Source organism: Rhodoferax sediminis (genome assembly GCF_006970865.1).
GTDB lineage: Bacteria > Pseudomonadota > Gammaproteobacteria > Burkholderiales > Burkholderiaceae_C > Rhodoferax_A > Rhodoferax_A sediminis.
In genome coordinates this window covers 2,483,874-2,510,209 of record NZ_CP035503.1, presented here as the reverse complement: position 1 = coordinate 2,510,209, position 26,336 = coordinate 2,483,874, and the positions used below count along the sequence as shown (strand labels likewise).

General features: G+C 65.9%; 25 protein-coding genes. 12 read left to right on the top strand and 13 right to left on the bottom strand.

Annotated features, from left to right (window positions below):
• Positions 1–13: 13 nt before the first annotated feature.
• The 3 genes from EUB48_RS12080 to EUB48_RS21375 form a co-directional block, all read right to left on the bottom strand.
• A complete protein-coding gene (locus tag EUB48_RS12080; RefSeq protein ID WP_142819354.1) occupies positions 14–922 on the bottom strand; it encodes a hypothetical protein in 909 nt (302 codons plus the stop codon).
• A 145-nt stretch (positions 923–1,067) separates the two neighbouring features.
• The gene (locus EUB48_RS21380; RefSeq protein ID WP_168226744.1) at positions 1,068–1,403 is read right to left on the bottom strand and encodes a DUF202 domain-containing protein; all 336 of its coding nucleotides are present in this window, start codon (positions 1,401–1,403) and stop codon (positions 1,068–1,070) included.
• A complete protein-coding gene (locus EUB48_RS21375; protein WP_168226743.1) occupies positions 1,400–1,756 on the bottom strand; it encodes a YidH family protein in 357 nt (118 codons plus the stop codon). Before EUB48_RS21375 ends, EUB48_RS21380 begins: the two co-directional genes overlap by 4 nt.
• Positions 1,757–1,852: 96 nt before the next feature.
• Here EUB48_RS21375 and EUB48_RS12070 point away from each other — a divergent pair, with 96 nt between their 5' ends.
• The 6 genes from EUB48_RS12070 (at position 1,853) to EUB48_RS12045 (ending at position 11,473) form a co-directional block, all read left to right on the top strand.
• Positions 1,853–3,352, top strand: coding sequence for an FAD-linked oxidase C-terminal domain-containing protein (locus EUB48_RS12070; RefSeq protein ID WP_142819352.1), 1,500 nt, complete (start codon positions 1,853–1,855; stop codon positions 3,350–3,352).
• 12 nt (positions 3,353–3,364) lie between these two features.
• On the top strand, positions 3,365–4,459 hold the full coding sequence (gene glcE, locus EUB48_RS12065) for a glycolate oxidase subunit GlcE (RefSeq protein WP_142819351.1): 1,095 nt from the start codon (positions 3,365–3,367) through the stop codon (positions 4,457–4,459).
• 2 nt (positions 4,460–4,461) lie between these two features.
• On the top strand, positions 4,462–5,715 hold the full coding sequence (gene glcF / locus EUB48_RS12060; RefSeq protein WP_142819350.1) for a glycolate oxidase subunit GlcF: 1,254 nt from the start codon (positions 4,462–4,464) through the stop codon (positions 5,713–5,715).
• Positions 5,716–5,813: 98 nt separating this feature from the next.
• The gene (gene hsdR / locus EUB48_RS12055) at positions 5,814–8,279 is read left to right on the top strand and encodes an EcoAI/FtnUII family type I restriction enzme subunit R (RefSeq protein WP_142819349.1); all 2,466 of its coding nucleotides are present in this window, start codon (positions 5,814–5,816) and stop codon (positions 8,277–8,279) included.
• An 18-nt stretch (positions 8,280–8,297) separates the two neighbouring features.
• Positions 8,298–9,764: a type I restriction-modification system subunit M gene (locus tag EUB48_RS12050; protein WP_142819348.1), complete on the top strand. Its 1,467-nt coding sequence runs from the start codon at positions 8,298–8,300 to the stop codon at positions 9,762–9,764.
• On the top strand, positions 9,761–11,473 hold the full coding sequence (locus EUB48_RS12045; RefSeq protein WP_142819347.1) for a restriction endonuclease subunit S: 1,713 nt from the start codon (positions 9,761–9,763) through the stop codon (positions 11,471–11,473). Before EUB48_RS12050 ends, EUB48_RS12045 begins: the two co-directional genes overlap by 4 nt.
• 66 nt (positions 11,474–11,539) lie before the next feature.
• On the opposite strand, the gene EUB48_RS12040 is transcribed toward EUB48_RS12045, so the two are convergent.
• From EUB48_RS12040 to EUB48_RS12015, 6 genes are all read right to left on the bottom strand, one after another.
• Positions 11,540–12,610, bottom strand: a complete 1,071-nt coding sequence (locus EUB48_RS12040; RefSeq protein WP_142819346.1) for an aldo/keto reductase — start codon at positions 12,608–12,610, stop codon at positions 11,540–11,542.
• Between the two features lie 83 nt (positions 12,611–12,693).
• A complete protein-coding gene (locus EUB48_RS12035) occupies positions 12,694–13,266 on the bottom strand; it encodes an NUDIX hydrolase (protein ID WP_142819345.1) in 573 nt (190 codons plus the stop codon).
• Positions 13,267–13,330: 64 nt separating this feature from the next.
• Positions 13,331–14,026: a fumarylacetoacetate hydrolase family protein gene (locus tag EUB48_RS12030; RefSeq protein WP_142819344.1), complete on the bottom strand. Its 696-nt coding sequence runs from the start codon at positions 14,024–14,026 to the stop codon at positions 13,331–13,333.
• Positions 14,023–15,078, bottom strand: coding sequence for a gentisate 1,2-dioxygenase (gtdA, locus tag EUB48_RS12025; RefSeq protein WP_142819343.1), 1,056 nt, complete (start codon positions 15,076–15,078; stop codon positions 14,023–14,025). Before gtdA ends, EUB48_RS12030 begins: the two co-directional genes overlap by 4 nt.
• A 16-nt stretch (positions 15,079–15,094) precedes the next feature.
• The gene (locus tag EUB48_RS12020) at positions 15,095–16,459 is read right to left on the bottom strand and encodes an FAD-dependent oxidoreductase (RefSeq protein ID WP_142819342.1); all 1,365 of its coding nucleotides are present in this window, start codon (positions 16,457–16,459) and stop codon (positions 15,095–15,097) included.
• A 5-nt stretch (positions 16,460–16,464) separates the two neighbouring features.
• A complete protein-coding gene (locus tag EUB48_RS12015; protein ID WP_142819341.1) occupies positions 16,465–17,661 on the bottom strand; it encodes a 3-hydroxybenzoate 6-monooxygenase in 1,197 nt (398 codons plus the stop codon).
• 109 nt (positions 17,662–17,770) lie between these two features.
• Here EUB48_RS12015 and EUB48_RS12010 point away from each other — a divergent pair, with 109 nt between their 5' ends.
• Positions 17,771–18,211 carry a MarR family winged helix-turn-helix transcriptional regulator gene (locus EUB48_RS12010; RefSeq protein ID WP_142819340.1) on the top strand — a complete coding sequence of 147 codons (441 nt, stop codon included), beginning with the start codon at positions 17,771–17,773 and terminating at the stop codon, positions 18,209–18,211.
• A 67-nt stretch (positions 18,212–18,278) separates the two neighbouring features.
• Here the strand turns inward: EUB48_RS12010 and EUB48_RS12005 are convergent, their stop codons facing one another.
• On the bottom strand, positions 18,279–18,581 hold the full coding sequence (locus EUB48_RS12005; RefSeq protein WP_142819339.1) for an antibiotic biosynthesis monooxygenase family protein: 303 nt from the start codon (positions 18,579–18,581) through the stop codon (positions 18,279–18,281).
• A 24-nt stretch (positions 18,582–18,605) separates the two neighbouring features.
• The gene (locus tag EUB48_RS12000) at positions 18,606–19,280 is read right to left on the bottom strand and encodes a TetR/AcrR family transcriptional regulator (protein WP_210411624.1); all 675 of its coding nucleotides are present in this window, start codon (positions 19,278–19,280) and stop codon (positions 18,606–18,608) included.
• Positions 19,281–19,411: 131 nt separating this feature from the next.
• On the opposite strand from EUB48_RS12000, the gene EUB48_RS11995 reads away from it, so the two are divergent.
• The 3 genes from EUB48_RS11995 to EUB48_RS11985 are packed head-to-tail and all read left to right on the top strand — an operon-like array spanning position 19,412 to position 23,575.
• The gene (locus EUB48_RS11995) at positions 19,412–20,749 is read left to right on the top strand and encodes an MFS transporter (RefSeq protein WP_244618182.1); all 1,338 of its coding nucleotides are present in this window, start codon (positions 19,412–19,414) and stop codon (positions 20,747–20,749) included.
• A gap of 25 nt (positions 20,750–20,774) precedes the next feature.
• Complete coding sequence (locus tag EUB48_RS11990) at positions 20,775–21,608, top strand: shikimate dehydrogenase family protein (RefSeq protein WP_142819337.1); 834 nt, start codon at positions 20,775–20,777, stop codon at positions 21,606–21,608.
• Positions 21,609–21,619: 11 nt separating this feature from the next.
• Complete coding sequence (locus tag EUB48_RS11985; RefSeq protein WP_142819336.1) at positions 21,620–23,575, top strand: bifunctional sugar phosphate isomerase/epimerase/4-hydroxyphenylpyruvate dioxygenase family protein; 1,956 nt, start codon at positions 21,620–21,622, stop codon at positions 23,573–23,575.
• Between the two features lie 37 nt (positions 23,576–23,612).
• Here EUB48_RS11985 and EUB48_RS11980 read toward each other — a convergent pair whose 3' ends face one another.
• Positions 23,613–24,557: an MFS transporter gene (locus tag EUB48_RS11980; RefSeq protein WP_142819335.1), complete on the bottom strand. Its 945-nt coding sequence runs from the start codon at positions 24,555–24,557 to the stop codon at positions 23,613–23,615.
• A 115-nt stretch (positions 24,558–24,672) separates the two neighbouring features.
• Between EUB48_RS11980 and maiA the strand changes: the two genes are divergently transcribed.
• Entirely contained in the window at positions 24,673–25,311 is a 639-nt protein-coding gene (gene maiA / locus EUB48_RS11975) for a maleylacetoacetate isomerase (protein WP_142819334.1), read from the top strand.
• Positions 25,312–25,322: 11 nt separating this feature from the next.
• Entirely contained in the window at positions 25,323–26,114 is a 792-nt protein-coding gene (gene pgeF / locus EUB48_RS11970; RefSeq protein WP_142819333.1) for a peptidoglycan editing factor PgeF, read from the top strand.
• On the opposite strand, the gene EUB48_RS11965 is transcribed toward pgeF, so the two are convergent.
• On the bottom strand, positions 26,034–26,327 hold the full coding sequence (locus tag EUB48_RS11965; RefSeq protein WP_142819332.1) for a hypothetical protein: 294 nt from the start codon (positions 26,325–26,327) through the stop codon (positions 26,034–26,036). The genes pgeF and EUB48_RS11965 overlap by 81 nt on opposite strands.
• Positions 26,328–26,336: the final 9 nt, after the last annotated feature.

The following is a 26,336-nucleotide window of genomic DNA, read 5'->3' as shown; positions in this document are numbered from 1 at the left end:
CCGTCGCTGGCGATCAGTTCCTGTTTTCCCTGTCCCGTTCCTGCGGCCCGGGCCTGTTCCTTTCCTGACCCTGGCCCTGGCCCTGGTTCTGCGGCTCGGGGCGAGCCCGCTGGGGCTCGGCGGCCGGTCGCGCGGCCTGCGGCTGATGTTGCTGTTCCGGCTGCATGCGTGGCGCTTGAGGCGGAGACTGCATGGGCTGCTGCCCGGGGGCCTGCCTCTGGGGCTCGGCTTGGGGACGCTGCGCTTGCCGTGGCTGCTGCGGCTGCGCCATGCGCGTCTGTGGACGTTGCTGCTGTTGCTGTTGCTGCTGCTGTTGCTGCGTCCGCGACGTTGGGGTCGGCGCTGGCGCCTGCTGCTGGAATTGCTGCCGGCTTACAGCCTCACGGGGTTGGTAGCGATAGTCGCTGGAGCGAATAGACCGCTGCTGCTCGACGTCCCGGGGATAGCGCGCACCTGAATACTGGCGCTGGTAGCTCGGCAGCGGCGCCGCTGCGGGGACGGCCCTTCGGTTCCATTGATCCCATCCCGCCCGTCGCCGTTGCCAGCCGCCGCCCCAGCGCTCGCCCCAGCGGGGCGGCGCATCGGCCGCCCAGCCGCGGAAGTAGGACGGAGGATTGCGGTAGTAGCGCACGGGAATGCGCAGCACAAACAGCGGCACGTACTCGGGATGTATGGCCTGCCACGGCCCGTTGTACCAGCCGCTCGAATACCAGTTGTCATCCCGGAACACCCAGTACAGGCCGTCATAGAAGAAGTAGTTCGTACTCGCGCGCGGATCGTAATAAACGGGATAGCCCGGCATACGGACCAGCTGCGGATACACCGGCACGTTGATGCCGATGCTGACTCCGACGCTGACCTGGGCCTCGACGGGGATGACCGCGCCGAGCAGCAGCGGCAATGCAAGAAGCAGATAGCGCATTTTCGTTTTCTCCTGTGTTCAAAAAAAGCGATGACCACAGGCTCAGCTTGCGTGTGGGCGCCGCGTCTGTCAGTTCGCTGCCGCACATAGTCGTTGTCTTGCGGCGAGTTCCGGCAACGCCAAGGCTGGCTTGCGCCGCCGCGCGTCAGCGCACCAGCATGGAGGCGATCCCGGTGGCGCAGGCGATCAGGGTGACGACGGCCGCCGCGGAGATCGCGATCGCGGGCGGCCCAACCACGCCCTGGCGATTCAACAAGTGCCGGCGCCGCCACGCGCCATAAAGCACGGCGGCGCCCGCCGCGACCAGCAGCACGAAGGCGAGGATGGTGATCGGGGCGTCCCGGCTCGCCCAGCCCGAGCGCAGCGCCAGCAGGGCGTTGGCCAGCACCGCCAGGCCGGTGCGGTTCCACGCCAGCGCCGTGCGCTCGGCCTGCAGTCCGGGGTCCCGCGGCCGCAGCGCCTGGGCGTGCGGGGGGGTCACGCCTGCAGTACCAGCAACAGCGCAATCACCGTGGCGATGCCGAGCAGGGCGACGGAAATCAGCGGGATGGCCATGGTGCCCGGCAGCCTGCGTGCGTGGCGCATTGCGATTTCGTTGGCGCGCCAGCGCACGTAAGCCATCGCGCAAAGAATGGCGGCGAGTACGCCCAGAATGACGGCCAGGATCACGACCACGATGTGCGGGCCCAGCTTGGTGGAGAACTGGTCGAGCAGGACACCGCCGGCCAACAGCGCCAGGGCGGTACGGATCCAGGCCAGGAAGGTGCGCTCGTTGGCCAGTGAAAACCGGTAATCCGGTTCCTCGCCCTCTTGACGCCATTGGGGTTCGCGCATTCAGTGTTCCTTCCTTTGGGGGGCATTTTACCCAGCGCATAAGGGGCGTTTGGCTTTTGCCTTAAAGTGAAGCCACTCGTCGCAACCGCCGCCGCCATGAACGCACCTTCGTCCCCCGAATCAGCGCTGCTACAAAAAGCAGAGCTGCAAGCCAAGCTCATACAAGGGCTACAGGCCGTTTTGCCTGCGCATGCGCTGCTCTGGCAGACGGAAGACACCACGCCCTACGAGTGCGACGGCCTGACCGCTTACCGTCAGCGCCCGCTGGCCGTGGCCCTGCCCGAAACCTACGAGCAGGTGCAGGCCGTGCTGCAGACCTGCCACGCGCTGGAGGTGCCGGTGGTGGCGCGCGGCGCCGGCACCGGCCTGTCGGGCGGCGCCATGCCGCACGCGCTGGGCGTGACGCTGAGCCTGGCCAAGTTCAACAAGATATTGAGGATCGACCCGGCCAGCCGTACCGCGCTGGTGCAGTGCGGCGTGCGCAACCTGGCCATCTCGGAGGCGGCGGCCCCTTACGGCCTGTACTACGCACCTGACCCGTCGAGCCAGATTGCCTGCACCATCGGCGGCAACGTGGCCGAGAACTCGGGCGGCGTGCACTGCCTCAAGTACGGCCTCACCGTGCACAACGTGCTCCAGGTCCGGGGCTTCACCATCGAGGGCGAGGCCATCGAGTTCGGCAGCGAGGCGCTGGATGCCGCCGGGCTCGACCTGCTCGCGCTGGTGATCGGCTCGGAGGGCATGCTGGCCGTGACGACCGAGGTCACGGTCAAACTGATCCCCAAGCCGCTGCTGGCGCGCTGCATCATGGCCAGCTTCGACGATGTGCGCAAGGCCGGCGATGCGGTCGCCATGGTGATTGCGGCGGGCATTATCCCGGCCGGCCTGGAGATGATGGACAAGCCCATGACGGCGGCGGTGGAAGACTTCGTGCACGCCGGCTACGACCTGAACGCGGAGGCGATTTTGCTGTGCGAGAGCGACGGCACGCCCGAGGAAGTGGCCGAGGAGATCGCCCGCATGAGCGAGGTGCTGGAGCGCTGCGGCGCCACCGCCATCCAGGTCAGCCGGGACGAGGCCGAGCGCCTGAAGTTCTGGAGCGGGCGCAAGAACGCCTTCCCCGCTTCGGGGCGCATCAGCCCGGACTACATGTGCCTGGACTCCACCATCCCGCGCAAGCGCCTGGCCGACATCCTGCTCGCGATCCAGCAGATGGAGAAGAAGTACCGCCTGCGCTGCTGCAATGTGTTCCATGCGGGCGACGGCAACCTGCACCCGCTGGTGCTGTTCGACGCCAACGATCCGGACGAGCTGCACCGCTGCGAGTTGTTCGGCGCCGACATCCTGGAGACCAGCGTGGCCATGGGCGGCACCGTGACGGGCGAGCATGGCGTGGGCGTGGAAAAACTCAACAGCATGTGCGTGCAGTTCACGGCCGCTGAGAACGAGCAGATGTTCGGCGTGAAACGCGCCTTCGATGCCAAGGGGCTGCTCAATCCGGGCAAGGTCATTCCGACCCTGCAGCGCTGTGCCGAGTACGGCAAGATGGTGGTGCGCGGCGGGCAGATCGCGCATCCCGAGCTGCCTCGCTTCTGAAGGGCTGTACGCATGGAACCCGCCCTGCAACACATCGTCGAGCGCGTGCGCGCCGCCGCTGCCAGCGCCACGCCGCTGCGCATCCGCGGCAGCGGCAGCAAGGATTTTTACGGCCAGACATTGATCGGCGAGCTGCTCGACATGACACCGCTCGCGGGCGTCACCAGCTACGAGCCGAGCGAACTGGTGGTGACCGCGCGCGCCGGCACACCGCTGGCTGCGCTGGAGGCGGAACTGGCCGACCAGGGGCAGTGCCTGCCCTTCGAGCCGCCGTACTTTGGGGCCGGGGCGACCGTCGGCGGCATGGTGGCGGCCGGTCTCAATGGCCCGGCGCGCGCCGCCGTGGGCGCGCTGCGCGACTACGTGCTGGGCGCCACCGTGCTCAACGGGCGCGGCGAGGTCCTCACCTTTGGCGGCCAGGTCATGAAAAACGTGGCGGGCTACGACGTCAGCCGCCTGATGGCGGGCTCGCTCGGTACGTTGGGCGTCATCATTGAGGTGTCGCTCAAGGTCTTGCCGCTGGCGCCCAGGGAGGCAACGTTGCGTTTCCAGCTGGACGAAGCCGCGGCGCTCCAGCAGCTCAACCGCTGGGGTGCCCAGCCGCTGCCGGTCAACGCCAGTTGCTGGGTCGTTGACGCCGGCCAGCCGTGCCTGTGGGTGCGCCTGCGCGGGGCCGTGGCGGCGGTCGAGGCGGCTTGCTCAGCCATGGGCGGCGAGCGCCTGGACCCTGCCACGGCGGCCGCGGGCTGGGCCGCGCTGCGCGAACAGGCGCTGCCGTTTTTTGCGCGGCAGGGCGACGAATGCCTGTGGCGCCTGAGCGTGCCCGGCAGCGCCCCGCCGCTAGACGTTGGCGAGTGCCTGATCGAATGGGGCGGCGCCCAGCGCTGGCTCAAGGCCCCGGCCGCGCAGGCCTCGCGCCTGCGCGCGGCGGCGGCCGCCGTGGGTGGTCACGCTACGCTTTTTATAGCTGACCGCGAACAACCCGCGGGGGCTGTGGCCGTTTTTTCTCCCTTGAAGCCGCCATTGGACCGGATCCACCGCGCCTTGAAGCAGCAATTCGATCCCGCCGGGATCTTCAACCGTGGGCGAATGTACGCCGAGTTCTGAGTATGCAGACCAATCTCGCTCCCGAATACAGAAACACGCCCGACGGCCTGGAGGCCGAGGCCATCCTGCGCAAGTGCGTGCACTGCGGCTTTTGCACCGCCACCTGTCCGACCTACCAATTGCTGGGCGACGAGCTCGACGGCCCGCGCGGGCGCATCTACCTGATGAAGCAGGTGCTCGAGGGCGCCACCCCGACGCGCAAGACGCAGCTGCACCTGGACCGCTGCCTGACCTGCCGCAACTGCGAAACCACCTGCCCCTCGGGCGTGGAATACGGCCATCTGGTGGACATCGGCCGCAACATCGTCGAAGCGCGCGTCGAACGGCCCGCAGCCGAGAAGGCCGTGCGCTGGCTGCTCAAGGAAGGCCTGACCTCGCCGCTGTTCGGTCCGGCGATGAAGCTCGGCCAGCTGGTGCGCCCGCTGCTGCCTGCCGCATTGAAGAACAAGGTGCCCGCGCCGGCCGGCGCCCGCGCCCGGGAGTGGCCTGTGCGCGAGCATGCGCGCAAGGTGCTGCTGCTGGCCGGTTGCGTGCAGCCGGCCATGATGCCCAACATCAACAGCGCCACCGCGCGCGTGCTCGATGCCGCCGGCATCCAGACCGTGGTGGCGCCCGGCGCCGGCTGCTGCGGCGCGCTGCGCACGCACCTGAACGACCGCGAGGGCGGGCTGACCGACATGCGCCGCAACATCGACGCCTGGTGGCCCATGGTGCAGGCCGGCCAGGTCGAGGCCATCGTGATGAACGCTTCCGGCTGCGGCGTGACGGTGAAGGAATACGGCCACGCACTGGCGCACGATCCGGCCTATGCGGACAAGGCCGCGCGCATCAGCGCGCTCACGCGCGACCTGAGCGAGCTGCTGCCCGAGCTGGTGGCGCAGCTGCAGGGCAGGGTGCGCGTGAGCGACGAAGCGCGCCAGCTTGCGTTCCATCCACCGTGCACGCTGCAGCACGGCCAGCAGCTGCGCGGCGGGGTCGAGACGCACCTGAAGGCGCTGGGCTTCGAGGTCGGGGTCGCCGCCGAGAGCCACCTGTGCTGCGGCTCCGCCGGCACCTACTCGGTGCTGCAGCCCGAACTCGCGTACCAGCTGCGCGACCGCAAGCTGGGGCACCTGGCCGCGCTGGCGCCGCAATGCATCGTCTCGGCCAACATCGGCTGCATCCAGCACCTGCAGACGGGCACTGCCACGCCCGTCAGGCATTGGGTCGAGGTGCTCGATGAGGCGCTGGCCGCGCATGAGGCGGCCGGCGCCTGAATCGAGCGGGGGCGGCTGCCGTTCGTCGTCGATAATGGCCCACTGAACTCTCAAGGTAGGCGGCTTGGCCCGCCTGCACAGCGATCCCAGGGAGCAGATTGGACAAGAAGAAGTTTTCAGAAACCGACATTTGCGACAAGTTGATCACGCCTGCGCTCACGCAGGCCGGATGGGACAACATCGAGCAGATCTACCGCGAATACACGCTGCGCCCCGGCCGCGTGGTGGTGCGCGGGCACAGCGCGAGCCGCGACAAGAGGTCGGTGCTGCGCGCCGACTACGTCCTCTTCTACAAAGCCAACATCCCGCTGGTCGTCATCGAAGCCAAAGATAACAACCACGCCATGGGCGCCGGCATGGCCCAGGCCATCAATTACGCCGACCTCTTGAACGTGCCGTTTTCGTTCTCCAGCAATGGCGACGGTTTTGTGTTTCGTGACGCCACCCTGGCCAGCGGTGTGCTGGAAACCAATCTCGCGCTCGAGCAGTTCCCGTCGCCTTCTGAATTGTGGGAGCGGCTGTGCGCCTGGAAGGGCTGGTCGCCTGAGGTACGCCACGTCGCCGAATATCCGTACTCCCCCAGCAAGACTCCGCGCTATTACCAGCTCAACGCCATCAACCTCACGGTCGAGGCCATTGCGCGCCGGCAGCAGCGCATCTTGCTGGTCATGGCCACCGGCACCGGCAAGACCTACACCGCGTTCCAGATCATCTGGCGGCTGTGGAAGAGCGGCGCCAAGAAGCGCATCCTGTTCCTGGCCGACCGCAACATCCTGATCGACCAGACCATGGTCAACGACTTCCGCCCGTTCAAGGGCGCCATGGCCAAGCTCAGCCCGAATGCCAAGGGCATCGAGCGCGTCGATGCTGGCACTGGCAATCACTTCATCGAAGACCTCGACCTGGCCGTCAACAAGAGCACCAAGCTGGTGGACAAGTCGTACGAAATCTACCTGTCGCTGTATCAGGCCGTCTCGGGCACCGAGGAGGAGCAGAACATCTACAAGCAGTTCTCGCCCGACTTCTTCGACCTGATCGTGGTGGACGAATGCCACCGGGGCAGCGCCGATGAAGATTCGGCCTGGCGCGCCATCCTGACCTATTTCGGCAGCGCCACGCAAATCGGCCTGACCGCCACACCCAAGGAAACGAAAGAGATCTCGAACACCGATTACTTCGGCGAGCCGGTCTACACCTACTCCCTGCGCCAGGGCATCGAAGACGGCTACCTCGCGCCCTACAAGGTGATTCGGGTGGACCTGGACAAGGACACCTTCGGCTGGCGCCCGCCGGAGGGCATGACCGACAAGCTGGGTCATGTCATCGAGGACCGCATCTACAACGCCATCGACATGAACCGCAAGCTGGTGCTGGAGGCGCGCGACGAAGTGGTGGCCGCCAAGATCACCGAATACCTCAAGGCCACCGACCGCTTCGCCAAGACCATCGTGTTTTGCGAAGACATCGACCACGCCAGCCGCATGCGCCAGGCGCTGTCCAATGCGAATGCCGACATCAGCCGGGATCATCCGAAATACGTGGTGCAGATCACGGGTGATAACCCCGAGGGGAAGCTGGAGCTGGACAACTTCATCGACCCCGAGAAAACCTACCCGGTGATTGCCACCACCTCCAAGCTCATGAGCACGGGAGTGGACGCGCAAACCTGCAAACTCATTGTGCTGGACCAGAACATCAAGTCGATGACCCTGTTCAAGCAGATCATCGGGCGCGGCACCCGGCTGCGCGAGGACCTGGGCAAGACCTGGTTCACCATCCTGGACTTCAAGCGCGCCACCGACATCTTTGCCGACAAGAACTTCGATGGCGACCCGGTGCAGATTTATGAACCTCGGGGCGACGATCCGGTCGATCCGCCCGAGCCTCCCGCAGACCCGCCACCAGACACGGGCGGGGCCGCCCCTGGCGAGTGGCCCGCCGGCCCGATTACGACCGGTCCCGGCGAAGGCGGGGGAGGGCCTGAAGTCAAACGCTACATCGTGGGCGGCATGGTCACCGTGGCCGTGGCGCGCGAGCGCGTGCAGTACCTCAACGCCCACGGCAAGCTCATCACCGAGAGCCTGCGCGACTACACCCGCATCAACCTGACCCGGCGCTACGACTCGCTCGACAAGTTCCTGCAAGCCTGGAGCGACGCCGACCGCAAGGCCGCGCTGCTGCAGGAGCTCGAAAACCAGGGCGTGCTGCTCGATGCGCTGGCCGACGAAGTGGGCAAGGACCTGGACGCGTTCGACCTGTTGCTGTATGTGGCCTGGAACATGCCGCCGCTGACGCGCCGCGAACGCGCCAACCGCGTGAAGAAGCGCAATGTCTTCACCCAGTACGGCCCGGTCGCGCGCCAGGTGATCGAGGCGCTGATCGACAAATATGCGGACGAAGGCGTGCAAACGATTGAAAGCATGGACGTGCTCAACGTCCCGCCCCTAACCGACCTGGGCAGCCCGGTGGAGCTGGTGCGCAGCTTTGGCGGGCGTGACCACTACCTGCAGGCGCTACAACTTCTAGAGCGAGAACTGTACGCCCCACAAGGGCTACAGCACTAAAAACCTTAAGAATCAAGAATGTCGAATATTTCAACGGTCATCAAGTCCATCCAGGACGTGATGCGCCAGGACAGCGGCGTCGATGGCGACGCGCAACGCATCTCGCAGCTCACCTGGCTGCTGTTCCTCAAGGTCTTTGACGCCCAGGAAGAAGAACTCGAAATCACCCGCGATCGCTACAAAAGCCCGATCCCGGAGCATCTGCGCTGGCGAAATTGGGCGCTCGATGCCGAGGGCTTGACGGGCGACGGCTTGCTGGATTTCGTCAACAGCCAGCTCTTCCCCCGGCTCAAGACCCTGCCGGGCGACGCCGAGCGCAACCCGCGCGGCTTTGTGGTGCGCAGCGTGTTCGAAGACGCCTACAACTACATGAAAAGCGGCCAGCTGCTGCGCCAGGTCATCAACAAGCTCAACGCGATCGACTTCAACCGCCAGGCCGAACGGCACCAGTTCAACGACCTGTACGAAAAGATCCTCAAGGACCTGCAGTCCGCCGGCAACGCGGGCGAGTTCTACACCCCGCGCGCCGTCACCCAGTTCATGGTCGATCAGGTGAACCCGCGCCTGGGCGAGGTCGTGCTCGATCCGGCCTGCGGCACCGGCGGCTTCCTCGTCTGCACGCTGGAGCACCTGCGCCAGCAGGTGAAGAACGAGCAGGACCAGGCCACGCTGCAGCGCAGCGTACGCGGCGTCGAGAAGAAGCAGCTGCCCCACATGCTGTGCACCACCAACATGATGCTGCACGGCGTGGAGGTGCCCAGCCAGATTGCGCACGACAACACGCTCACGCGCCCGCTGCGCAACTACGGTGCGGCGGATCGGGTGAATGTCATCATCACGAATCCGCCGTTTGGCGGCGTGGAAGAGCCGGGTACCGAAAACAACTTTCCGGCCGACGTGCGCACCAAGGAAACGGCCGACCTGTTCCTGGTGCTCATCAAGCATCTGCTCAAGAACCACGGCCGCGGCGCGCTGGTGCTGCCCGACGGCACGCTGTTTGGCGAAGGCGTCAAGTCGCGCATCAAGGAGCAGTTGCTGGCGGAATGCAACCTGCACACCATCGTGCGCCTGCCCAATGGCGTGTTCAGCCCCTACACCGGCATCAAGACGAACCTGCTGTTCTTCACCAAGGGCCAGCCGACCAAAGAAGTCTGGTACTACGAGCACCCGTATCCGCCGGGCGTGAAGAACTACAACAAGACCAAGCCCATCCGTATCGACGAGTTCGACGCGGAGAAAGCCTGGTGGGGAACTGAGCAGGACGGCTTTGCCACACGCGTGGAAAACGAACGCGCCTGGAAGGTCGGCATTGAGCAGATCAAGGCGGCCGGCTACAACCTGGACCAGAAAAATCCGCACGCCGCGGACACTGTGAGCCACGACCCGGAGCAACTGCTGGCCGACTATGCGCGCCTGCAGCGTGAAGCACAGGCGCTGCGTGACCAGCTCAAGGAAATATTGACCAAATCGCTCTCCAGCCCATGATGGACGGGCACATGCTGCTATCAAACTTGAATTTACTGGCGACCGCCCCGGGCGGCGTGGCGAGATTGCGCGAACTGATCCTGACGCTGGCCGTGCAGGGCAAGCTGATGCCGCAGGACCCGGGGGATGAGCCGGCCAGCGTGCTGCTGCGGAAGATTCGGGCGAAGAAAGACCGGATGATCGCCGCGGGCCAGATCAAGCGGGACAAGCCGTCGGCGGAGATTGCGGAGCACGAGAAGCCGTTTGAACTTCCGTCTGGATGGTGCTGGACACGGGTAGCAGATATTTGCACTTTGGTGACCGACGGTGAACATTCCACTCCTCAGCGATGCGATGACCCCAGCGCTGTTCCCTTGGTTACGGCCAAGAATGTTCGCCACGAGGTCATGAACTACACCGTTACCGATTTTGTGCCACAGGAAATTGCTCAGAAATGCTGGCAAAGATGCAAGCCAGCTGTGGGAGACATCTTGATGGTGTCTGTTGGCGCCACGACGGGCCGCCTATGCGTTCTGCGCGATGCGGTTGAGATGGTTCTCGTGCGAAGTGTGACGGTGCTTCGTCCCGCTCAATCGGGCGTAATACCGGACTTCCTTGCGCGCCATCTGATGTCACCAAGTACACAGCGTGAAATTTGGAGCGAGGTTAAACAAAGTGCCCAGCCATGCCTTTATCTTGCCAAGTCAGCCGCGTTGAAAATAGCGCTGCCACCCCTCGCCGAACAATCCCGCATCGTCACCCGCGTCGAAGAACTGATGCGGCTGTGCGATGCCCTCGAAGCCAAAGGCCAACTCGAAACCGCACAGCACACCCAACTCATCAGCACGCTGCTGGCTACGCTGGCGGACAGCCCCAGCCCCGAAGCCCTGGCCGGGAACTGGCAGCGTGTCGCCAGCCACTTCGATCTGTTGTTGGATCGCCCCGAGGCCGTGGACGCGCTGGAGCAAACCATCCTGCAACTGGCCGTGCGCGGCCTGCTCGTGCCGCAGGACCCCGCCGACGAGCCCGCGAGCGCGCTGTTGCAAAAAATCCGCGCCGAGAAAGACCGGCTGATCGCCGCGGGCAAGATCAAGCGCGACAAGCCGCTGGCGCCGATTGCGGAGGAGGAAAAGCCGTTTGGGTTGCCGCGGGGGTGGGAGTGGGTGCGGTTGGGCCAAATTGCCGACAACCGATTAGGCAAGATGCTTGATAAGGCAAAGAATACCGGGAAGCGTTATCCATACCTTCGCAATACCAATGTTCAATGGCGACACATTGATCTCGATGACATCAAAGAAATAAATCTCGAAGCAAGCGAGTTGGAAGAGTTCCGATTGTTCCCAGGCGATCTATTGATTTGCGAAGGCGGATATCCGGGTCGCTGTGCAATCTGGAACGAGCCAGACAGAGAAATGTATTTTCAAAAGGCGCTGCATCGAGTACGGCCGAGAGTCGGCATAGCAGTGCAGTTAATCGCACTTTCGTTGGAGTCCGACTCGAAGTTGGGAAATTTGGATCAACACTTCACGGGTGCCACGATCAAGCATTTTGTCGGTCAGGCGCTTGATCGCTACTTGATTCCGCTCCCGCCCCTCGCCGAACAATCCCGCATCGTCGCCCGCGTCGAATCCCTGCGTCGCCTGTGCGCCGACCTGCGCCAGCGCCTGTCGGCCAGTCAGACCACGCAAGCGCAACTGGCGGCGGCCCTGGTCGAGACGGCCAGCGCCTGATCGCGCCAGCGCCTGCCGCCCGATCAGGCTTTCGGCGTGGTTCCGTGGAGACGGCGTGGCTTGGTTTTACGACGCCGTGCCGCCGTGCCCGCGAACGGCGTCGGCAATCTGCTGGCGCCGGTATTCGCCCTGGCGCTCGAACATCCAGCCCGGGTATTCGCTCGGCAGGCGGCTGACCTTGTCGATTTGATCGAGCTCGCCCGCGCTCAAGGTCACTTGCGTGGCGGCGATGTTGTCGGCGAGTTGCTCGGGCCGCTTGGCGCCGACGATGATGCTCGTCACCTGCGGCTGGTGCAGCAGCCAGGCCAGCGCCACCTGGGCGACCGACACGCCGTGCGACTGTGCGATCGGGCGCATCACGTCGATGCAGTCCCAGGCGCGGTCCTTGTCCACCGGCGGAAAGTCGAAGGCAATGCGCCGGCTGCCGTCCGCGGGGTTTCGCTCCTGCCCGCGTCCGTACTTGCCGCTCAAAAAGCCGCCCGCCAGCGGGCTCCACACCATCAGGCCGAGCCCTTCGCTGCGCAGCATGGGAATGAGCTCGCGTTCCAGATCGCGGCTCGCCACGGTGTAGTACGCCTGCAGCGATGCAAAGCGCGCCAGGCCCAGGCGTTCGGCGATGCCCAGAGCCTTGGCGATCTGCCAGGCGGCCCAGTTGGAAACGCCGACATAGCGCACCTGGCCATGCCGCACGAGCTGGTCCAGCGCGCGCAGGGTCTCTTCGATGGGGGTGGCGGGATCGAAGCCGTGCAGCTGGTACAGGTCGATGTGATCCAGCTGGAGCCGGCGCAGGCTGGCCTTGACGCCGTCCAGGATGTGGCTGCGCGAGGCGCCGCGTGCATTCGGGCCGTCGCCGGTCTGGCCGAACACCTTGGTGGCGACGATCACGTTCTCGCGCGGCACCTTGAGGTTCCTCAAAGCCTGGCCGGTCATCTGTTCCGACACGCCGCCCGCGTACACGTCCGCGGTGTCGATGAAGTTGATGCCGGCGTCCAGCGCCTGGCCCACCAGCCGCTCGGCATCGGGTTGCTGCAGGGCGCCGATCTTGCTCCAGATGCCTTCGCTGCCGCCGAAGGTCATGGTGCCGAGGCAAAGCTCTGAGACGAAAAGGCCGGTGTGGCCGAGGGGGCGATGACGCATGGGAATGAGCTCCTGCAAAGAGCATCAGCATACGCGCCGATGGCCGCCGCTGCAGGGCGGCGGATGGGCCGGCGCGCGCGGGCTTAGATCGGCCTCAGCGATTCAGCGTGAACAATATCCGCGGTATGCACCGTGAAATGCCCCAGGCGGCGATCGTCAAAGTAGAACTTCAACGTTTCCTTGACCGTTCGGAAGGCGATGTCGTCCCAGGGGATTTCCGCTTCGGTGAACAACCTGGCCTCGATCGTTTCGTGGCCCGGCTTGAACTGGTCGCTGAGCAGGCGGGCGCGGTAGAACAGGTGCACCTGGCCGACGCGAACCACGTTCATGACGCTGAACAGTTCCTGCATCTCGAATTGCGCGCCGGCTTCCTCGTCGGTCTCCCGCGCCGCGCCCTGCGCCGTGGTCTCGTCCATTTCCATGAAGCCCGCGGGCAGGGTCCACTTGCCCCAGCGCGGCTCGATGTTGCGCTTGCACAGCAGGACCTGGTCGCCCCAATGGGGCACGGTGCCGACGACGTTGAGCGGGTTTTCGTAGTGGACGGTTCCGCACGCCGGGCAGACCGCGCGCTCGTGCGTGTCGCCGTCGTCGGGGAGCCGGTACACCACGGCCGCGCCACAGTTTTTGCAGTGTTTGATAGGGCCGCGAAAGATCATTCGCGAAGTGTACGGGGAAAAGAAAAAGGCTCCCTGCGGAGCCTTCGTGACGGCGTGCGGTCGATCAGGCGATCTTGATCGTCAGCTTGCCCAGGCCCGCCACCTCGCCCACCAGGGTGTCGCCCGACACCACGGCGGCGACACCTTCCGGCGTGCCGGTGTAAATCAGGTCGCCGGGCTGAAGCTCCCATGCGTTAGAGAGATGCTCGATGGTCTCGCCAATGTTCCAGATCAGCTTGGACACGTTGCTGTGCTGGCGGTCTGCGCCGTTGACCTGGACGTAGATTTCGGCGTGGGTCACATCGCCGGCTTGGGCGGCCGGGGTGATGGGGCCGATGGGCGCGGAGTGGTCGAAGGCCTTGCCGATGTCCCAGGGGCGGCCCTGCTTTTTCATGTCGTTTTGCAGATCGCGGCGCGTCATGTCCAGGCCCACGGCGTAGCCGTAAATGTGCTTGTGCGCATCGGCGGCCAGGATGCCCTTGCCGCCCGTGCCGATGGCCACCACCAGCTCGATCTCGTGGTGCAGGTTTTTGGTCAGGCTGGGGTAAGGCATGGTGCCGGTTTCGCCGGCGTTGACCACGACCACGGCATCCGCGGGCTTGAGAAAGAAGAAGGGCGGCTCGCGCCCCGTGAAACCCATTTCCTTGGCGTGCTCTTCGTAGTTGCGGCCGACGCAGTAAATGCGGTGCACGGGAAAGCGCTCGGTCTTGCCATTGATGGGCAGCGAAACGGTGGGGGCAGGGTTGAAAACGTAACTCATGAAAGCCTCTCTTCGTGATGGATGCCCAGTGCCTGATGCACCGGGCGGTCGGAAAAACTGAACAGCACACAGCCGGCTGCCGATTTGAAGCGCGCAGTGTGCCACGATGGAATGACGAAGTGATCTCGCGGGCCGAATTCGAAGCGCTGGCTTTGCGCGCCGTGCTCGATCAGCACTTCACCCTGGCCTTCCACCACACTGAACACGGCGCCGTCGGTCTGCCGCCAGGGCTTGCCGTCGAAGCCGGCCGGCAGCCGCTGCATGAAGGTTGCCATGGTCGGCATGGGCGAGCCGCCGGTGAGCGGGTTGATGTAGCGCAGCTTGACGCCATCCCAGGCATCCACGGGCGCATCGCGCTCCAGTTTTTGCAGCGCGTCGCGGCTGCGCTCGTAGGGGTAGCTGAAAATCGGCGAGGTCGCGCCAAAGGGGGCTTCGTGGCGCACCGGCGCCATGTTGGAGCCAAAGCGCGCCAGGCTGGTGCCTTCGGCACGTGCCACGGTCTGCGACTTGCGCGTGTCGTTCTCGGCAAAGCCGGCATCGAGGAAGCGCACGATCGGGATGTCGAGCCCGTCGAGCCAGACCACCGGCCCGCCGGCCTCGCTGCCATGGTCGTGAAAGGTCCAGCTCGGCGTGATGATGAAGTCGCCCGGCTGCATGGTGGTGCGCTCGCCGTCCACCGCGGTGTAGGCGCCCGAGCCTTCGACGATGAAGCGCAGCGCGCTTTGAACATGGCGGTGGCTCGGCGCCACCTCGCCGGGCAGGATCAGCTGCAGGCCGGCATACAGCGACTGCGTGATGCTGGACTGCCCGCGCAGCGCGGGATTCTCCAGCACCAGCACGCGGCGCACCGCTTCCTCGGCGGTGATGGCGTCGCCCGCGCGCATCAGGAAGGGCCGCACTTGCTCATATTTCCATAGCGCAGGAACGCATGGGGATGAGGGCTGGGGCGGAACCAGGGCATGAAGAACCTCCCACAGCGGGGTCAGGTTGAAGGGCGACATGTCGCTGTACAGCTGCTGGCGCAGCGCGGCGGCGGGGTGAGGGGCATTCATGATGTCTCCTGAAGGATCAAACGGTGTGGGTGCCGAGCCAGGCACCCTCGGACTCTAGACGGGCCTGCAAGGCTTTGGCGTCCACCGCGGCGGCCGCGCAGTCGGCTGTCAAGGCCAGATCCGCCGCGCTGCCTGCCGCCTGGCCCATCACAAAACAGGCGCCGGTGACGCGCGCGGCCGACTGGGCTTCGTGGGTCATCGACGCGCAGCGCCCCGCGACCCACAGGTTATCCAGGCCCAGCGGCACGGTCATGCGGTAGGGCAGGTGGTTGAAGCCGCGGCTTTCGGGAATCAAAGGCCAGCGAAATTCCACATCGCCTTTCGTGTGCAGCTCCAGCGGCCAGCCGTTGACGCCGATGCTGTCGTCAAAACTGGCGCAGCCCAGCACGTCGGATTCGGTGAGCTGGTACTCGCCGCGCACACGCCGGGTTTCGCGAATGCCGACCTGCGGTGCGATATCCACGATGTACGACGCCTCGAACCCGGAGACTTCCTTGAGGAAGCCGGCCACGCTGGCAATCTGCTGGCGGCCCAGGATCTCGGCGTCGCTGAGTTCCTGCGCGTTGGTGCCGTCCATGGCGTTGCCCTGCGCATTGGCCAGCTGGGTCAGGTTCACGCGCCACTCAATCGGGTTTTTCTGCGGCCGCACGATCGGCGTTTTGCGCGGAAAGGTGTAGCGCCCGGCGGCTTCCGCCTGCAGCATCAGGCGTGGGATCACGCTCCAGTCCGAGCCCGCGCGCTGCGGGTCGATGCCGTTCAGACGGAACATGGCGGACGGGTACAGCAGATTGCCCTGGCCGTCGCCTTTCTCGAAAGGCGCGCCGGCCCAGGCGGCCAGATCGCCGTCGCCCGAGGCGTCGATGAAGCAGCGGCCGATTACTGCGCGCCGGCCGGACTTGGTCTCGATCAGCAGCGCGTGCACGCGCGCCGGGGAGGCCATCACCACACCCACCGCGAGCGCATGGAACAGCAATTGCACGCCCGCGGACAGCAGCAGATCGTCCGCCGCGATCTTGTAGGCCGCGGTGTCGTAGGCCTGTGCCCAGGTTTTGCCGAACACCGTGTGCGGCGCGTTGAGCCCGCCGAGTCGGTCGATGCGCGCCAGCAGGTCGTCGGCCACGCCGTGCACCACCTGGCGGATGTCACCATGCACATTGGCATGAAGGCCGCAGAAGTTGGTGACGCCTGCCGCCGTGCCCATGCCACCGAGAAAGCCGTAGCGTTCAATCAAAAGTGTGGAGCGGCCCGCGCGCGCGGCCGCCACGGCCGCCGCGATGCCAGCCGGGCCGCCGCCCAGCACCACGACGTCGTAGTCACCCAGCACGGGCGTCTGGCGGCTGGGTTCGCCCAGGCTGGCGGGATGGGATTGGGTATCGCTCATGCGCATCAGTGGAACAGGTTTTGGGGGTCGATGCCGTCGTACATCCATTTCAGTCCGGCAAAACCGGCCGACTCCGTGCCACTCTGGAACATCTGGTTGCGCAGCTCGCGCTGCACGCCCGCGGCGTGGTAAATGTCGCCGTAGAAGCGGGCCGTGAGCTGCACGCGGCCCGTACGCAGGTAGCGCGCCTGCTGGTATTTTTGAAAGGCCGGCGCCACATCGCCCCGGGTGAAGCGCAGTGCCTCGCGCAGCACGACGGCGTCCTCGATGGCCTGACCGGCGCCCTGCGCCAGATATTGCAGCATCGGGTGCGCCGCGTCCCCCAGCAGGGTGACGCGGCCGTCGCTCCAGTTCTTCACCGGCTCGCGGTCGCACAGTACCCACATCTTCCAGGTCTCGATCCTGGACAGCAACTCCTTGACCTGCGGGCAGGCGTCGGCAAAGCGCTGGTTGAGTTCGGCGACGTCGCCAAAGGTGTTCCAGCCTTCGTCGTACTTGTTGCTGTGGAACACGGCGACCAGGTTGAACAGTTCGCCGCGGCGCAGCGGGTAGGTCACCAGATGGGTTTTTTCGCCGCCCCACAGCAGCACGTCGTCGCTCCACAAATGCGCGGGCACATCCTCGCGCTTGAGTACGGCGCGGTAGGCGATGTGGCCCGACACGCGCGGCTTGCCGTCGCCCACGACGGCTTCGCGGACCCGGCTCCACAGGCCGTCGGCGCCGATCAGCGCGGTGCCTTCCACAGTTTCCCCTCCCGCCAGATGCACGCGAACATGGCCGGCCGCCTGGTCAAACGATTCCACCTTGGCATGGGTGCGCAGCGTGACGTTGTCAGCGAGCGCCTTGCAGGCATCGAGAAACACCTGGTGCAAATCGGCCCGGTAGATCACGCCGTAAGGAAAGCCGTAGGCGGCGCGCGCCGCGTCGCCCAGCGGCACGCGTACCACCTCCTCGCCGGTGCGCACGTCGTTCATGCCCATGCCGGGCGGAAAGTAGGCAACCCGGTTGATCGCGTCGGTCAGGCCCAGGTAGTTGAACATCTTGAAGATATTCGGACCGAGCTGGATGCCAGCTCCGATTTCACCGAACGCGCCGGACTGCTCCAGTACCGTTACCGGATGGCCGTCCTGCGCCAGCGCATAGGCCGCAGCCAGGCCGCCGATGCCGCCACCGGCGACCAGAATGGGGAGAATTTGCGTCATGGGATGTGTCTCCAAGGAATTTCGCGCGAGGCATCAACATGATAAGTATACATATTGATTGCGAGGCGGAATCTCTTTTTTTATGCATCAATCTGGGTACACTTGAAACATGGCAAAAAGCTTCGATTTCGAGCACGCCCCGGGCCATCTGATCCGGCGGGCGCACCAGCGCTCGGTGGCCATCTTCATGGAAGAAACGTCCGATTTCGATATTACGCCGGTCCAGTTTGCCATCCTGAATGCGCTGATCGACCAGCCCGGCGAAGACCAGATCACGCTGGCGGGACGGGTGGCGTTCGATGCGGCCACCTCCGGCTCGGTGATCGGCCGGCTCGAGGCCAAGGGCTGGATCCGGCGCGAGCCCGATGCCGGCGACAAGCGCCGCAAGCTGTTGTGGGTCACACCGGAAGGCGAGCGGGCGGTGCAGCAAATGAAGCGCGCAGTGCGCAAGGTGCAGGCGCGCATCGTCGAGCGCCTGGATGCACAGGAGCACCAGCAACTGATCGCGCTGCTGCGCAAGCTGGTGGCCAATTCCGACGCTTCGCCGTAGCCCTGGCGCGCGCCCTGCGCAAGCCTGCGGACGCGGCGGGCCAGACGGACCAGCCTCGCTGGCGCGTTCAGTTGGATTTGGCCAGCAGCTCGAAATGCTCGACCACGGGCGGCGCAGCAAAGAACGGCCCGACGATCGCACGCCACTCGGCAAACAGCGGTGACTGGCGAAACGCCACGGTATGGTCTTCCAGCGTGTCCCAGAAAATCTGCAGGATGTAGCGCTCGGGGGACTCGACGCCCTTGTTGACCTTGAAACCCTGAAAGCCCCTGGCGCGTGCGATCACGGTGGACAGGCCGCGCTGGATGGCTTCGTCAAAGGCGGCCTGCTGGCCGGGCTGGATGCGGATGTCGGCGAGTTCAAGAATCATGGGAGTCTCCTGGGATTGGGGTGACTACTTTCGCACGAAACGCACGATCATCTCGACGATGCTATCGCGCCGCGCCCGCAGCGCCGCGGGCGCCTCGAGGTCGCGCTTGAAGATCAGCGAAAACGTGTGCCGGTTTGCCACGTTGAAGAAGCACAGCGCCGAGATCGACATGTGCAGGTCGGTGGGGTCGAGCCCCTGGCGAAACACGCCCGCCTGCACGCCGCGCTCGTAGACCCGCTGCACCGCGTTGATGGCCGGCACGTTCAGCTGCTGGATCGTCTTGCTCTGCGCCAGGTACTCACCCCGGTGCATGTTCTCGTTCATCACCAGGCGGATGAAGTCCTCGTTGTCATGCTGGTAGTCGAAGGTGAACGCCACCAGTTTGCGCAGCGCATCCTCGGGCGCGAGGTCTTCGAGGTGCAGGCCGGTCTCGATGTCGCGGATGCGCTGGTACGAGGCTTCGAGCACAGCCAGGTACAGGCCCTCCTTGCTGCCGAAGTGGTAATAAATCATGCGCTTGCTGGTGCGCGTGGCGGCCGCGATCTCATCGATGCGCGCGCCGCTCAGGCCCTTGTCGGCGAACTCCGCGGTCGCGACTTTGAGGATGTCCGCCATGGAGCGTGCGGCGTCGTAGGCGCGGGCCGGAGTCGTGCGCGTCGTTCCCATGGAAACGCCATTTGGTTGTACCAGTTCGTTCATTTTTGTAGCCTATCACGAAACTTCCGGAGGAGGATTTACAAAACCATAGGGTTTTCACTAATGAATAAAAGCGAACTAGTTAGTACATTCTCGTCAGCCGGCTACTTCGAGGCCGCACCATGGAGACATCAATGAACCCAGGATCCCAAGCCACTGCCGCCCAGCCGAAAGCCGTGCACGCCCCCAAAAAAGCCGCGCTTGCGAGCTGGATTGGCAGTGCGGTCGAGTACTACGACTTTTTCATCTACGGAACGGCCGCGGCGCTGGTTTTCGGCAAGGTATTCTTTCCGTCGATCGACCCCAAGCTCGCCAGCATTGCGGCGTTTGCGACCTTCGGCGTGGCCTACATCGCGCGCCCGTTCGGCGCCTTCATCCTGGGCCACGTTGGCGACAAGTTCGGGCGCAAGAAAGTGCTCACGTTCACGCTGCTGCTGATGGGCATATCGACCTTCCTGGTCGGTGCGCTGCCCACCTACGATCAGATCGGCATTGCCTCGCCGATCATGCTGGTCGTGCTGCGCCTGCTGCAAGGCATCTCGGCCTCAGGCGAGCAGGCCGGCGCGAACTCGATGACGCTGGAGCATGCACCGGCGCACCGGCGCGCCTTTTTCACCAGCTTCACGCTGTCGGGCACGCAGGCCGGGCTGATCCTGGCCACGCTGGTCTATATCCCGGTCTCGGCACTGCCCGAAGACCAGCTGCTGGCTTGGGGCTGGCGCATCCCGTTCTTCCTCAGTGCCGTGGTCGTCGCAGTCGGCGTGTGGGTGCGGCGCTCGCTACCTGAAACGCCGGTGTTCGAGCACGAGGAGAAGCAACACGTCACGCCCAGGCTGCCGGTGGTGGAGCTGTTCAGCAATCACGCCGCCGACGTGCTGCGCGTGATCTTTGCCGCACTGGTCTCGGTGGTCAGCACCATCTTCGCCGTGTTTACGCTGTCGTACGCGGTGAACACCATGCATCTGCCGCGCGCCACCATGCTCACCATGCTGGTGCTGGCCAACGTGGTGGCGCTGGGGGCGATCCCGCTGTGGGCGATGCTGTCGGACCGCATCGGCCGCCGTCCGGTGTTCATCATCGGTGCGCTCGGCTCGGCCGCGCTGATCTGGCCCTACATGTGGGCCATCGCCAGTGCCGACATGACGCTCATCTTCACCTTCGGCCTGTTGCTGTCGGGAGTCGTCTATAGCGCGGCCAACGGCGTCTGGCCGGCGCTGTACGGCGAGATGTTCGACACCCGCGTGCGCCTGTCGGGCATGGCCATCGGCACGCAGATCGGCTTTGCGCTGGGCGGTTTCGCGCCCGCCATCAGCGCGGCCCTGCTCGGCGACGGCCCAACCGGCTGGATGCCCGTGGCGCTGTTCACCACGGCCACCAGCGTGGTCGCCGCGGTGTCGGCCTGGTCGGCGCGCGAGACCTACAACGTGCCGATGGAGCAGCTCGGCAAGAAGCTGCGCGCCGTCGCCGCCTGAGCCCCCAACGCAAGGAAAGACTGCCATGATCAGCGGCAAGACCACGCTCATCGCCCACCTGGGTTATCCGACCGAGGCGTTCAAGGCGCCAATGATTTACAACCCCTGGTTCGACAAGCAGGGCATCGATGCGGTCGTGGTCCCGATGGGCGTCAAGCCCGAGGACTACCCGGCGGCGCTGGCCGCGCTGGCGCGGCTGACCAACCTGCGCGGCGCGCTCGTGACCATGCCGCACAAGATCACGACGCTGTCACTGGCCGACGAGGTCACGCCCACCGCACGCATCGCGGGCGCCTGCAACGCATTGCTCAAACGCCCCGACGGCATGCTGCTGGGCGACCAGTTCGACGGCGTGGGCTTCGTGCGCGGCGCCGAGCGCAAGGGGCGGCAGATCCGTGGCACGCGCGTGCTGGTGGCCGGCTGCGGTGGTGTCGGCTCGGCGATCGCGGCGTCACTGGCGGCGGCCGGTGCTGCCGCTATCAGCCTGTTCGACGCGCACGCCGCCTCGGCCGACGCGCTGCGCGAGCGGCTGCTGCAGCACTACCCGGAGCTGGTCGTGCAGACCGGTTCGAATGATCCCGCCGGCCACGACATCGTGGTCAATGCCACGCCGCTGGGGATGAAGGACGGTGATGCGCTGCCCTTCGACATCGACCGCATCGACCCCCAAACCTTCGTCGGCGAGGTGGTCATGAAGGCCGAGTACACGCCGCTGCTGCGCGCCGCCAGAGCCAAGGGTTGCGCGGTGCAGGTCGGCACCGATATGCTGTTCGAAATGATCCCCGCCTACCTTGAGTTCTTCGGCTTCGGCACGGCGACCTCGGACGAGTTGCGCGCGGTGTCGCAGATCGAATACTGAGGCCAGCGACCATGCGCCGATCCATCGCCACCGTCTCCATGAGCGGCACCTTGCGCCAGAAGCTCGAGGCGATCGCCGCCGCGCGTTTCGACGCGATCGAACTGTTCGAGAACGACTTCATCAACTTCAACGGCAGCGCCACAGAACTGCGCGCCATGGCCGCCGACCTGGGCCTGGGCATCGACTTGTACCAGCCGCTGCGCGACTTCGAGGGCATGCCGGACGAGCTGTTCCGGCGCAATCTCGAGCGCGCCGAGCGCAAGTTCGATGTGATGCAGGCGCTCGGCGCGCCGCTGATGCTGGTGTGCTCCAACACCTCGCCGCAGTCGCAGGGTGACGCCGAGCGTTCGGCCGCGCAGCTGCACGAACTGGCCGAGCGCGCCGCACGGCGCAACCTGCGCATCGGATTCGAGGCGTTGGCCTGGGGCCGCTGGGTCAAGCTGTATGCGCAGGCCTGGCGCCTCGTGGAGCGCGCCAACCACCCGCACCTCGGCTTGATCCTGGACAGCTTTCACACGCTGTCGCTGGGCGACGATCCGGCCGGCATCAAGGACATTCCCGGCGAGCGGATTTTCTTCGTGCAGATGGCCGACGCGCCGCTGCTCGCGATGGATGTGCTGCAGTGGGCCCGCCACCACCGCAACTTCCCCGGCCAGGGCCAGTTCGACCTCGAGAATTTTTTTGAGAAGACGCTCTTGTCGGGCTACGACGGCAATCTGTCGCTGGAGATATTCAACGACGTGTTCCGCGAGACGCCCAACCGGCGCACCGCGGTCGACGCCATGCGCTCGCTCCTGTACCTGGAGAGCCAGGTGCGGCGCCGCCTCGAGCGCTTGCGCGACGGGACGGATCAGGACGCGCCCTCCGATGCCCTGCGCGAGATGGCCGACAGCACGCTGCGTCGCATCGAGCTGTTCGATCCGCCCGACGCGCTGCCGCTGGGGGGCATCGCGTTCCTGGAGTTCGGCGTCGATGACGAGGCTGCCGTCGCGCTGGGCGCGCTGTTCGAACAGCTTGGCTTCGCGCGCGCCGGCCGGCACCGCTCCAAGGCCGTGACGCTGTACCGGCAGGGCGGCATCAAACTGATCGTCAACGCCCAGCCGGGCTCGGATGCCCGCGCCCGCTTCGACCAGCAAGGGCCCTCGGTGTGTGCGCTGGGGCTGGTCACGAGTGATCCGGCGCGCGCCGCGAACCGGGCCAGCGCGCTGCTGTCGGCGCGCTACGACAGTCCGCGCGGGCCGAACGAGCTGCGGCTGCCCGCGATCGTGGCGCCCGGCGGCACCGTGGTGCATTTCGTGCCCGGTGCAGCGGGTGATGTGGGCGGGCTGGCGGCTGACTTCGTGCCCGAAGCGTCCGAAGCATCGCGCACCGATGCCCCCGCGGCTTGCGGGCTGCAGGCCATCGACCATATCGCCATGGGTCTGGCCAACGACCAGTTCGACACCTGGATGCTGTTTTGCCGCGCTGTGCTCGGCCTGCAGCCGGGCGAGAGCCTGGAGCTGGCCGACCCGTTCGGCCTGATCCGCAGTTGCGGCCTGGCCAATGCCGGGCGCAGCGTGCGCATGGTGCTCAACGTGTCGCTGAGCCAGCGCACGCGCACCGCGCGCCAGGTCAGTGCCACCGGCCGCTCGGGCGCCAGCGTGCACCATATCGCGCTGCGCTGCGACGACATCTTCGCCGCGATGACCCGGCTGCGCGCCAATGACGTGCGCTTCGTGCCGATCTCCGGCAACTATTACGACGACTTGCTGGCGCGCCTGGATCTGGACGAGCCTCTGGTGCGGCGCATGCAGGCACTGGACATCCTGTACGACCGCTCGACAACTGGCGAGTACTTCCACGCCTACACCGAAGCGTTTGCCGACCGTTTCTTCTTCGAGATCGTGCAGCGCAACGACTATGACGGCTACGGCGCCGTCAATGCGCCGGCGCGCATGGCGTCGCAGGAGCAGGGCGGGCAGCGCTGACGCCTCGCGCCGCCCGAGGTGGTAGGGGACCCGGCGTTCAGCGCGGCCGCGCTGCGGCCGGCTTGTTCGTCGCGGCCATGACCACCGCATAGCGGCTTGGCGCCAGGCGGGCCGTGAGTCCGAAGACCAGCGTTACAAAGGCAAGATGCATGGTCCAGCCCGCGCCGAAGCTGCCTGTCGCGTCGTACAGCACGGCGACCAGCCAAGGCGACAATGCGGCAAGCAGAAAACCGCCGCCCTGCATCAACGCACTCAGCGCGCCGGCGCGCTCGTGGTCTGGCAGGTGATCGAGCGCGACGACCAGCGTCATCGCGAACCAGCCGCCGTTGACGAGGCCAAAGCAGATCATCAGCAGCCAGGTGCGCGGGCGCCGCAGCAGCGCCGCCGAAGGCGCTGCGCCGGTGACCGGCGCTTCGTGGCGCGGCAGTACACGCCATGCCAGCACGAGCGCCAGCGCGACCGGCACCGACCACCAGGCCAGCGCCTGGCGCCAGCTGCCGGACCAGTCACTGACGAGGGGCGTGAGCTGCGCGCCGAGGGCGCCGCCACCCATCAGGGTCGCCGAGTACAGCCCGGTGACCGGTGCCACATGGTCACGAAACTCGCGCTTGATGAGCCCCGGGAACGCGGACTGGATGAGCGCGACGCCGAGGCCGCACAGCGCGGCCGTCGCGATCAGGGTGCCACCGCCCGGCGCGACGCCGCGCAGCGCTGAGCCCAGGCCCAGCAGCACGAGTGTGCCCAGTATGGTGACGCGTGCTCCCAGTACTCGCAGCAGGGACGGCGCGAAGAACGCGGCAACGCCCATCAGCAGCATGGGCAACAGGGTCAGCCAGGCAATGCCGCGGTAGTCCAGACCGGTGCTGCTGCGAATGCTGGCCACCAGCGGACCGATGCCGGTCAGGAAGGGGCGCAGGTTCAGGCCGATCAGCACCACCACTGCCAGCCACGCGCCCTGGCTGGCGCCGTGCAATGCCCGCATGCCTGAGTCTGACTCGCGGTTCGGCATATTGGGTGTTTCTCGTTGCGGTTGCGGGACTCCGATTATTTGCCGAAATCGCGGCCGTCCCCGCGCATCCGGTTTATCCTTGCATCCCATGAAGCTCTACAACTACTTTCGTTCCTCCGCCTCATTTCGCGTGCGCATTGCGCTGCAGCTCAAGGGGCTGGCGTACGAGTACATTCCCGTGCACATTGCCAAGGGCGAGCACAGGCAGCCCGGCTATGCCGCGATATCGCCCGAGCTGCTGGTGCCCACGCTGGAGATTGACGGCCAGCGCCTGGGCCAGTCGATGGCGATCATCGAGTACCTGGACGAAACCCACCCCGAGCCGGCCCTGCTGCCCAAGGACGCGCTGGGCCGGGCCCGCGTGCGCGCGCTGGCGCAGACCGTAGCCTGCGAGATCCATCCGCTGAACAACCTGCGTGTGCTCAAGTACCTGGTCCGGGACATGGGCGTGAGCGACGACGCGAAAAACAAGTGGTACCAGCACTGGGTGCGCACCGGGCTGGAGGCGTTCGAGCGCGAACTGGCCCTGCTGCCCGCGTCCACCTACTGCTATGGCCAGACGCCCACGCTGGCCGACTGCTGCCTGGTGCCGCAGATCTTCAATGGCCAGCGCTTCAAGGTAAGCTTTGACGGCCTGCCGCGCACCATGGCCGCGTTCGACGCCTGCATGGCGCTCGATGCCTTCCAGAAGGCGCAGCCGTCCGCCTGCCCCGACAACGAGCCCTGAGCGGTTCGCGCATGCAGCACGACTGGCTGATGCCCGACTGGCCCGCGCCGGCCACGGTGCGCGCGCTGTGCACCACGCGCAGCGGCGGCGTCAGCACGGGTCCCTATGAGAGCCTGAACCTGGGCGATCACGTGGGCGATGCACCGGCGGCCGTGCAGGCCAATCGCCGGCTGCTGCAACAGGCTCTTGGTGTGCGACCGGTGTTCCTGCAGCAAATCCACGGCCGGCAGGTGGCAACGCTTGACGCGCAAACGCCCGATGGCACGCCGGCCGATGGCTGCATGACCCACAGTCCCGGCGTGGCCTGCACCATCATGGTCGCGGACTGCCTGCCCGTCTTGTTCACCAATCGGAAGGGCAGTGCGGTGGCCGCCGCGCACGCGGGCTGGCGCGGGCTGGCGGGCGAGGGCGGGCGCGGCGTGCTGGAATCGACTATTGAATCTTTTCGGGCTCTAGCCCATACCGATACTGGGGATGGCGCTGCGGAAATCATAGCGTGGCTGGGTCCATGCATCGGCCCCGAGCAGTTCGAGGTGGGGCCGGAGGTCAAGGCCGCTTTCGAGGTGCACGACCCGCCAGCGGCCGCTTGCTTCAGGCCGCGCGCCGGCGGCAAATGGCTGGCCGATCTCGCGGGGCTGGCACGCCGGCGTTTGCAGGCGCTGGGCATTACCAGCATCCACGGCAATGACGGCAGTGCGCCGTGGTGCACCGTGAGCGATCCTTCAAGGTTTTTTTCGCACCGGCGCGATGCCGTCGCCCTCGGCGGCAGCGGGCGCCTGGCTGCCTGCATCTGGCTCGTCTGACGCGGCTTCGGCCTGCCCGGCCGCTGCCTCGCGGGCCTTGATGGCGCGGCGCCGCGCGGGCGAGCCCATCAGGTACACCAGCAAGGCCATCGGTGCCAATCCATAGAAGACAAAGGTGGCGATGCCACCCAGAATGGTGCCGGTGCTGCTGGCGGCTTCGACCACCGCCATCATCAGGGTCACGTATATCCAGCCAATGACAATGAGATACATCTAAAAGCG

What these genes read in the sequence shown, in the direction of transcription:
- EUB48_RS12080 (WP_142819354.1), bottom strand. Translation starts at nt 922, where the DNA reads ATGCGCTATCTGCTTCTTGCATTGCCGCTGCTGCTCGGCGCGGTCATC.
- EUB48_RS21375 (WP_168226743.1), bottom strand. Translation starts at nt 1,756, where the DNA reads ATGCGCGAACCCCAATGGCGTCAAGAGGGCGAGGAACCGGATTACCGG.
- EUB48_RS12070 (WP_142819352.1), top strand. Translation starts at nt 1,853, where the DNA reads ATGAACGCACCTTCGTCCCCCGAATCAGCGCTGCTACAAAAAGCAGAG.
- glcE (WP_142819351.1), top strand. Translation starts at nt 3,365, where the DNA reads ATGGAACCCGCCCTGCAACACATCGTCGAGCGCGTGCGCGCCGCCGCT.
- glcF (WP_142819350.1), top strand. Translation starts at nt 4,462, where the DNA reads ATGCAGACCAATCTCGCTCCCGAATACAGAAACACGCCCGACGGCCTG.
- EUB48_RS12050 (WP_142819348.1), top strand. Translation starts at nt 8,298, where the DNA reads ATGTCGAATATTTCAACGGTCATCAAGTCCATCCAGGACGTGATGCGC.
- EUB48_RS12045 (WP_142819347.1), top strand. Translation starts at nt 9,761, where the DNA reads ATGATGGACGGGCACATGCTGCTATCAAACTTGAATTTACTGGCGACC.
- EUB48_RS12040 (WP_142819346.1), bottom strand. Translation starts at nt 12,610, where the DNA reads ATGCGTCATCGCCCCCTCGGCCACACCGGCCTTTTCGTCTCAGAGCTT.
- EUB48_RS12035 (WP_142819345.1), bottom strand. Translation starts at nt 13,266, where the DNA reads ATGATCTTTCGCGGCCCTATCAAACACTGCAAAAACTGTGGCGCGGCC.
- EUB48_RS12030 (WP_142819344.1), bottom strand. Translation starts at nt 14,026, where the DNA reads ATGAGTTACGTTTTCAACCCTGCCCCCACCGTTTCGCTGCCCATCAAT.
- gtdA (WP_142819343.1), bottom strand. Translation starts at nt 15,078, where the DNA reads ATGAATGCCCCTCACCCCGCCGCCGCGCTGCGCCAGCAGCTGTACAGC.
- EUB48_RS12020 (WP_142819342.1), bottom strand. Translation starts at nt 16,459, where the DNA reads ATGAGCGATACCCAATCCCATCCCGCCAGCCTGGGCGAACCCAGCCGC.
- EUB48_RS12015 (WP_142819341.1), bottom strand. Translation starts at nt 17,661, where the DNA reads ATGACGCAAATTCTCCCCATTCTGGTCGCCGGTGGCGGCATCGGCGGC.
- EUB48_RS12010 (WP_142819340.1), top strand. Translation starts at nt 17,771, where the DNA reads ATGGCAAAAAGCTTCGATTTCGAGCACGCCCCGGGCCATCTGATCCGG.
- EUB48_RS12005 (WP_142819339.1), bottom strand. Translation starts at nt 18,581, where the DNA reads ATGATTCTTGAACTCGCCGACATCCGCATCCAGCCCGGCCAGCAGGCC.
- EUB48_RS12000 (WP_210411624.1), bottom strand. Translation starts at nt 19,280, where the DNA reads ATGAACGAACTGGTACAACCAAATGGCGTTTCCATGGGAACGACGCGC.
- EUB48_RS11995 (WP_244618182.1), top strand. Translation starts at nt 19,412, where the DNA reads ATGAACCCAGGATCCCAAGCCACTGCCGCCCAGCCGAAAGCCGTGCAC.
- EUB48_RS11990 (WP_142819337.1), top strand. Translation starts at nt 20,775, where the DNA reads ATGATCAGCGGCAAGACCACGCTCATCGCCCACCTGGGTTATCCGACC.
- EUB48_RS11985 (WP_142819336.1), top strand. Translation starts at nt 21,620, where the DNA reads ATGCGCCGATCCATCGCCACCGTCTCCATGAGCGGCACCTTGCGCCAG.
- EUB48_RS11980 (WP_142819335.1), bottom strand. Translation starts at nt 24,557, where the DNA reads ATGCGGGCATTGCACGGCGCCAGCCAGGGCGCGTGGCTGGCAGTGGTG.
- maiA (WP_142819334.1), top strand. Translation starts at nt 24,673, where the DNA reads ATGAAGCTCTACAACTACTTTCGTTCCTCCGCCTCATTTCGCGTGCGC.
- pgeF (WP_142819333.1), top strand. Translation starts at nt 25,323, where the DNA reads ATGCAGCACGACTGGCTGATGCCCGACTGGCCCGCGCCGGCCACGGTG.
- EUB48_RS11965 (WP_142819332.1), bottom strand. Translation starts at nt 26,327, where the DNA reads ATGTATCTCATTGTCATTGGCTGGATATACGTGACCCTGATGATGGCG.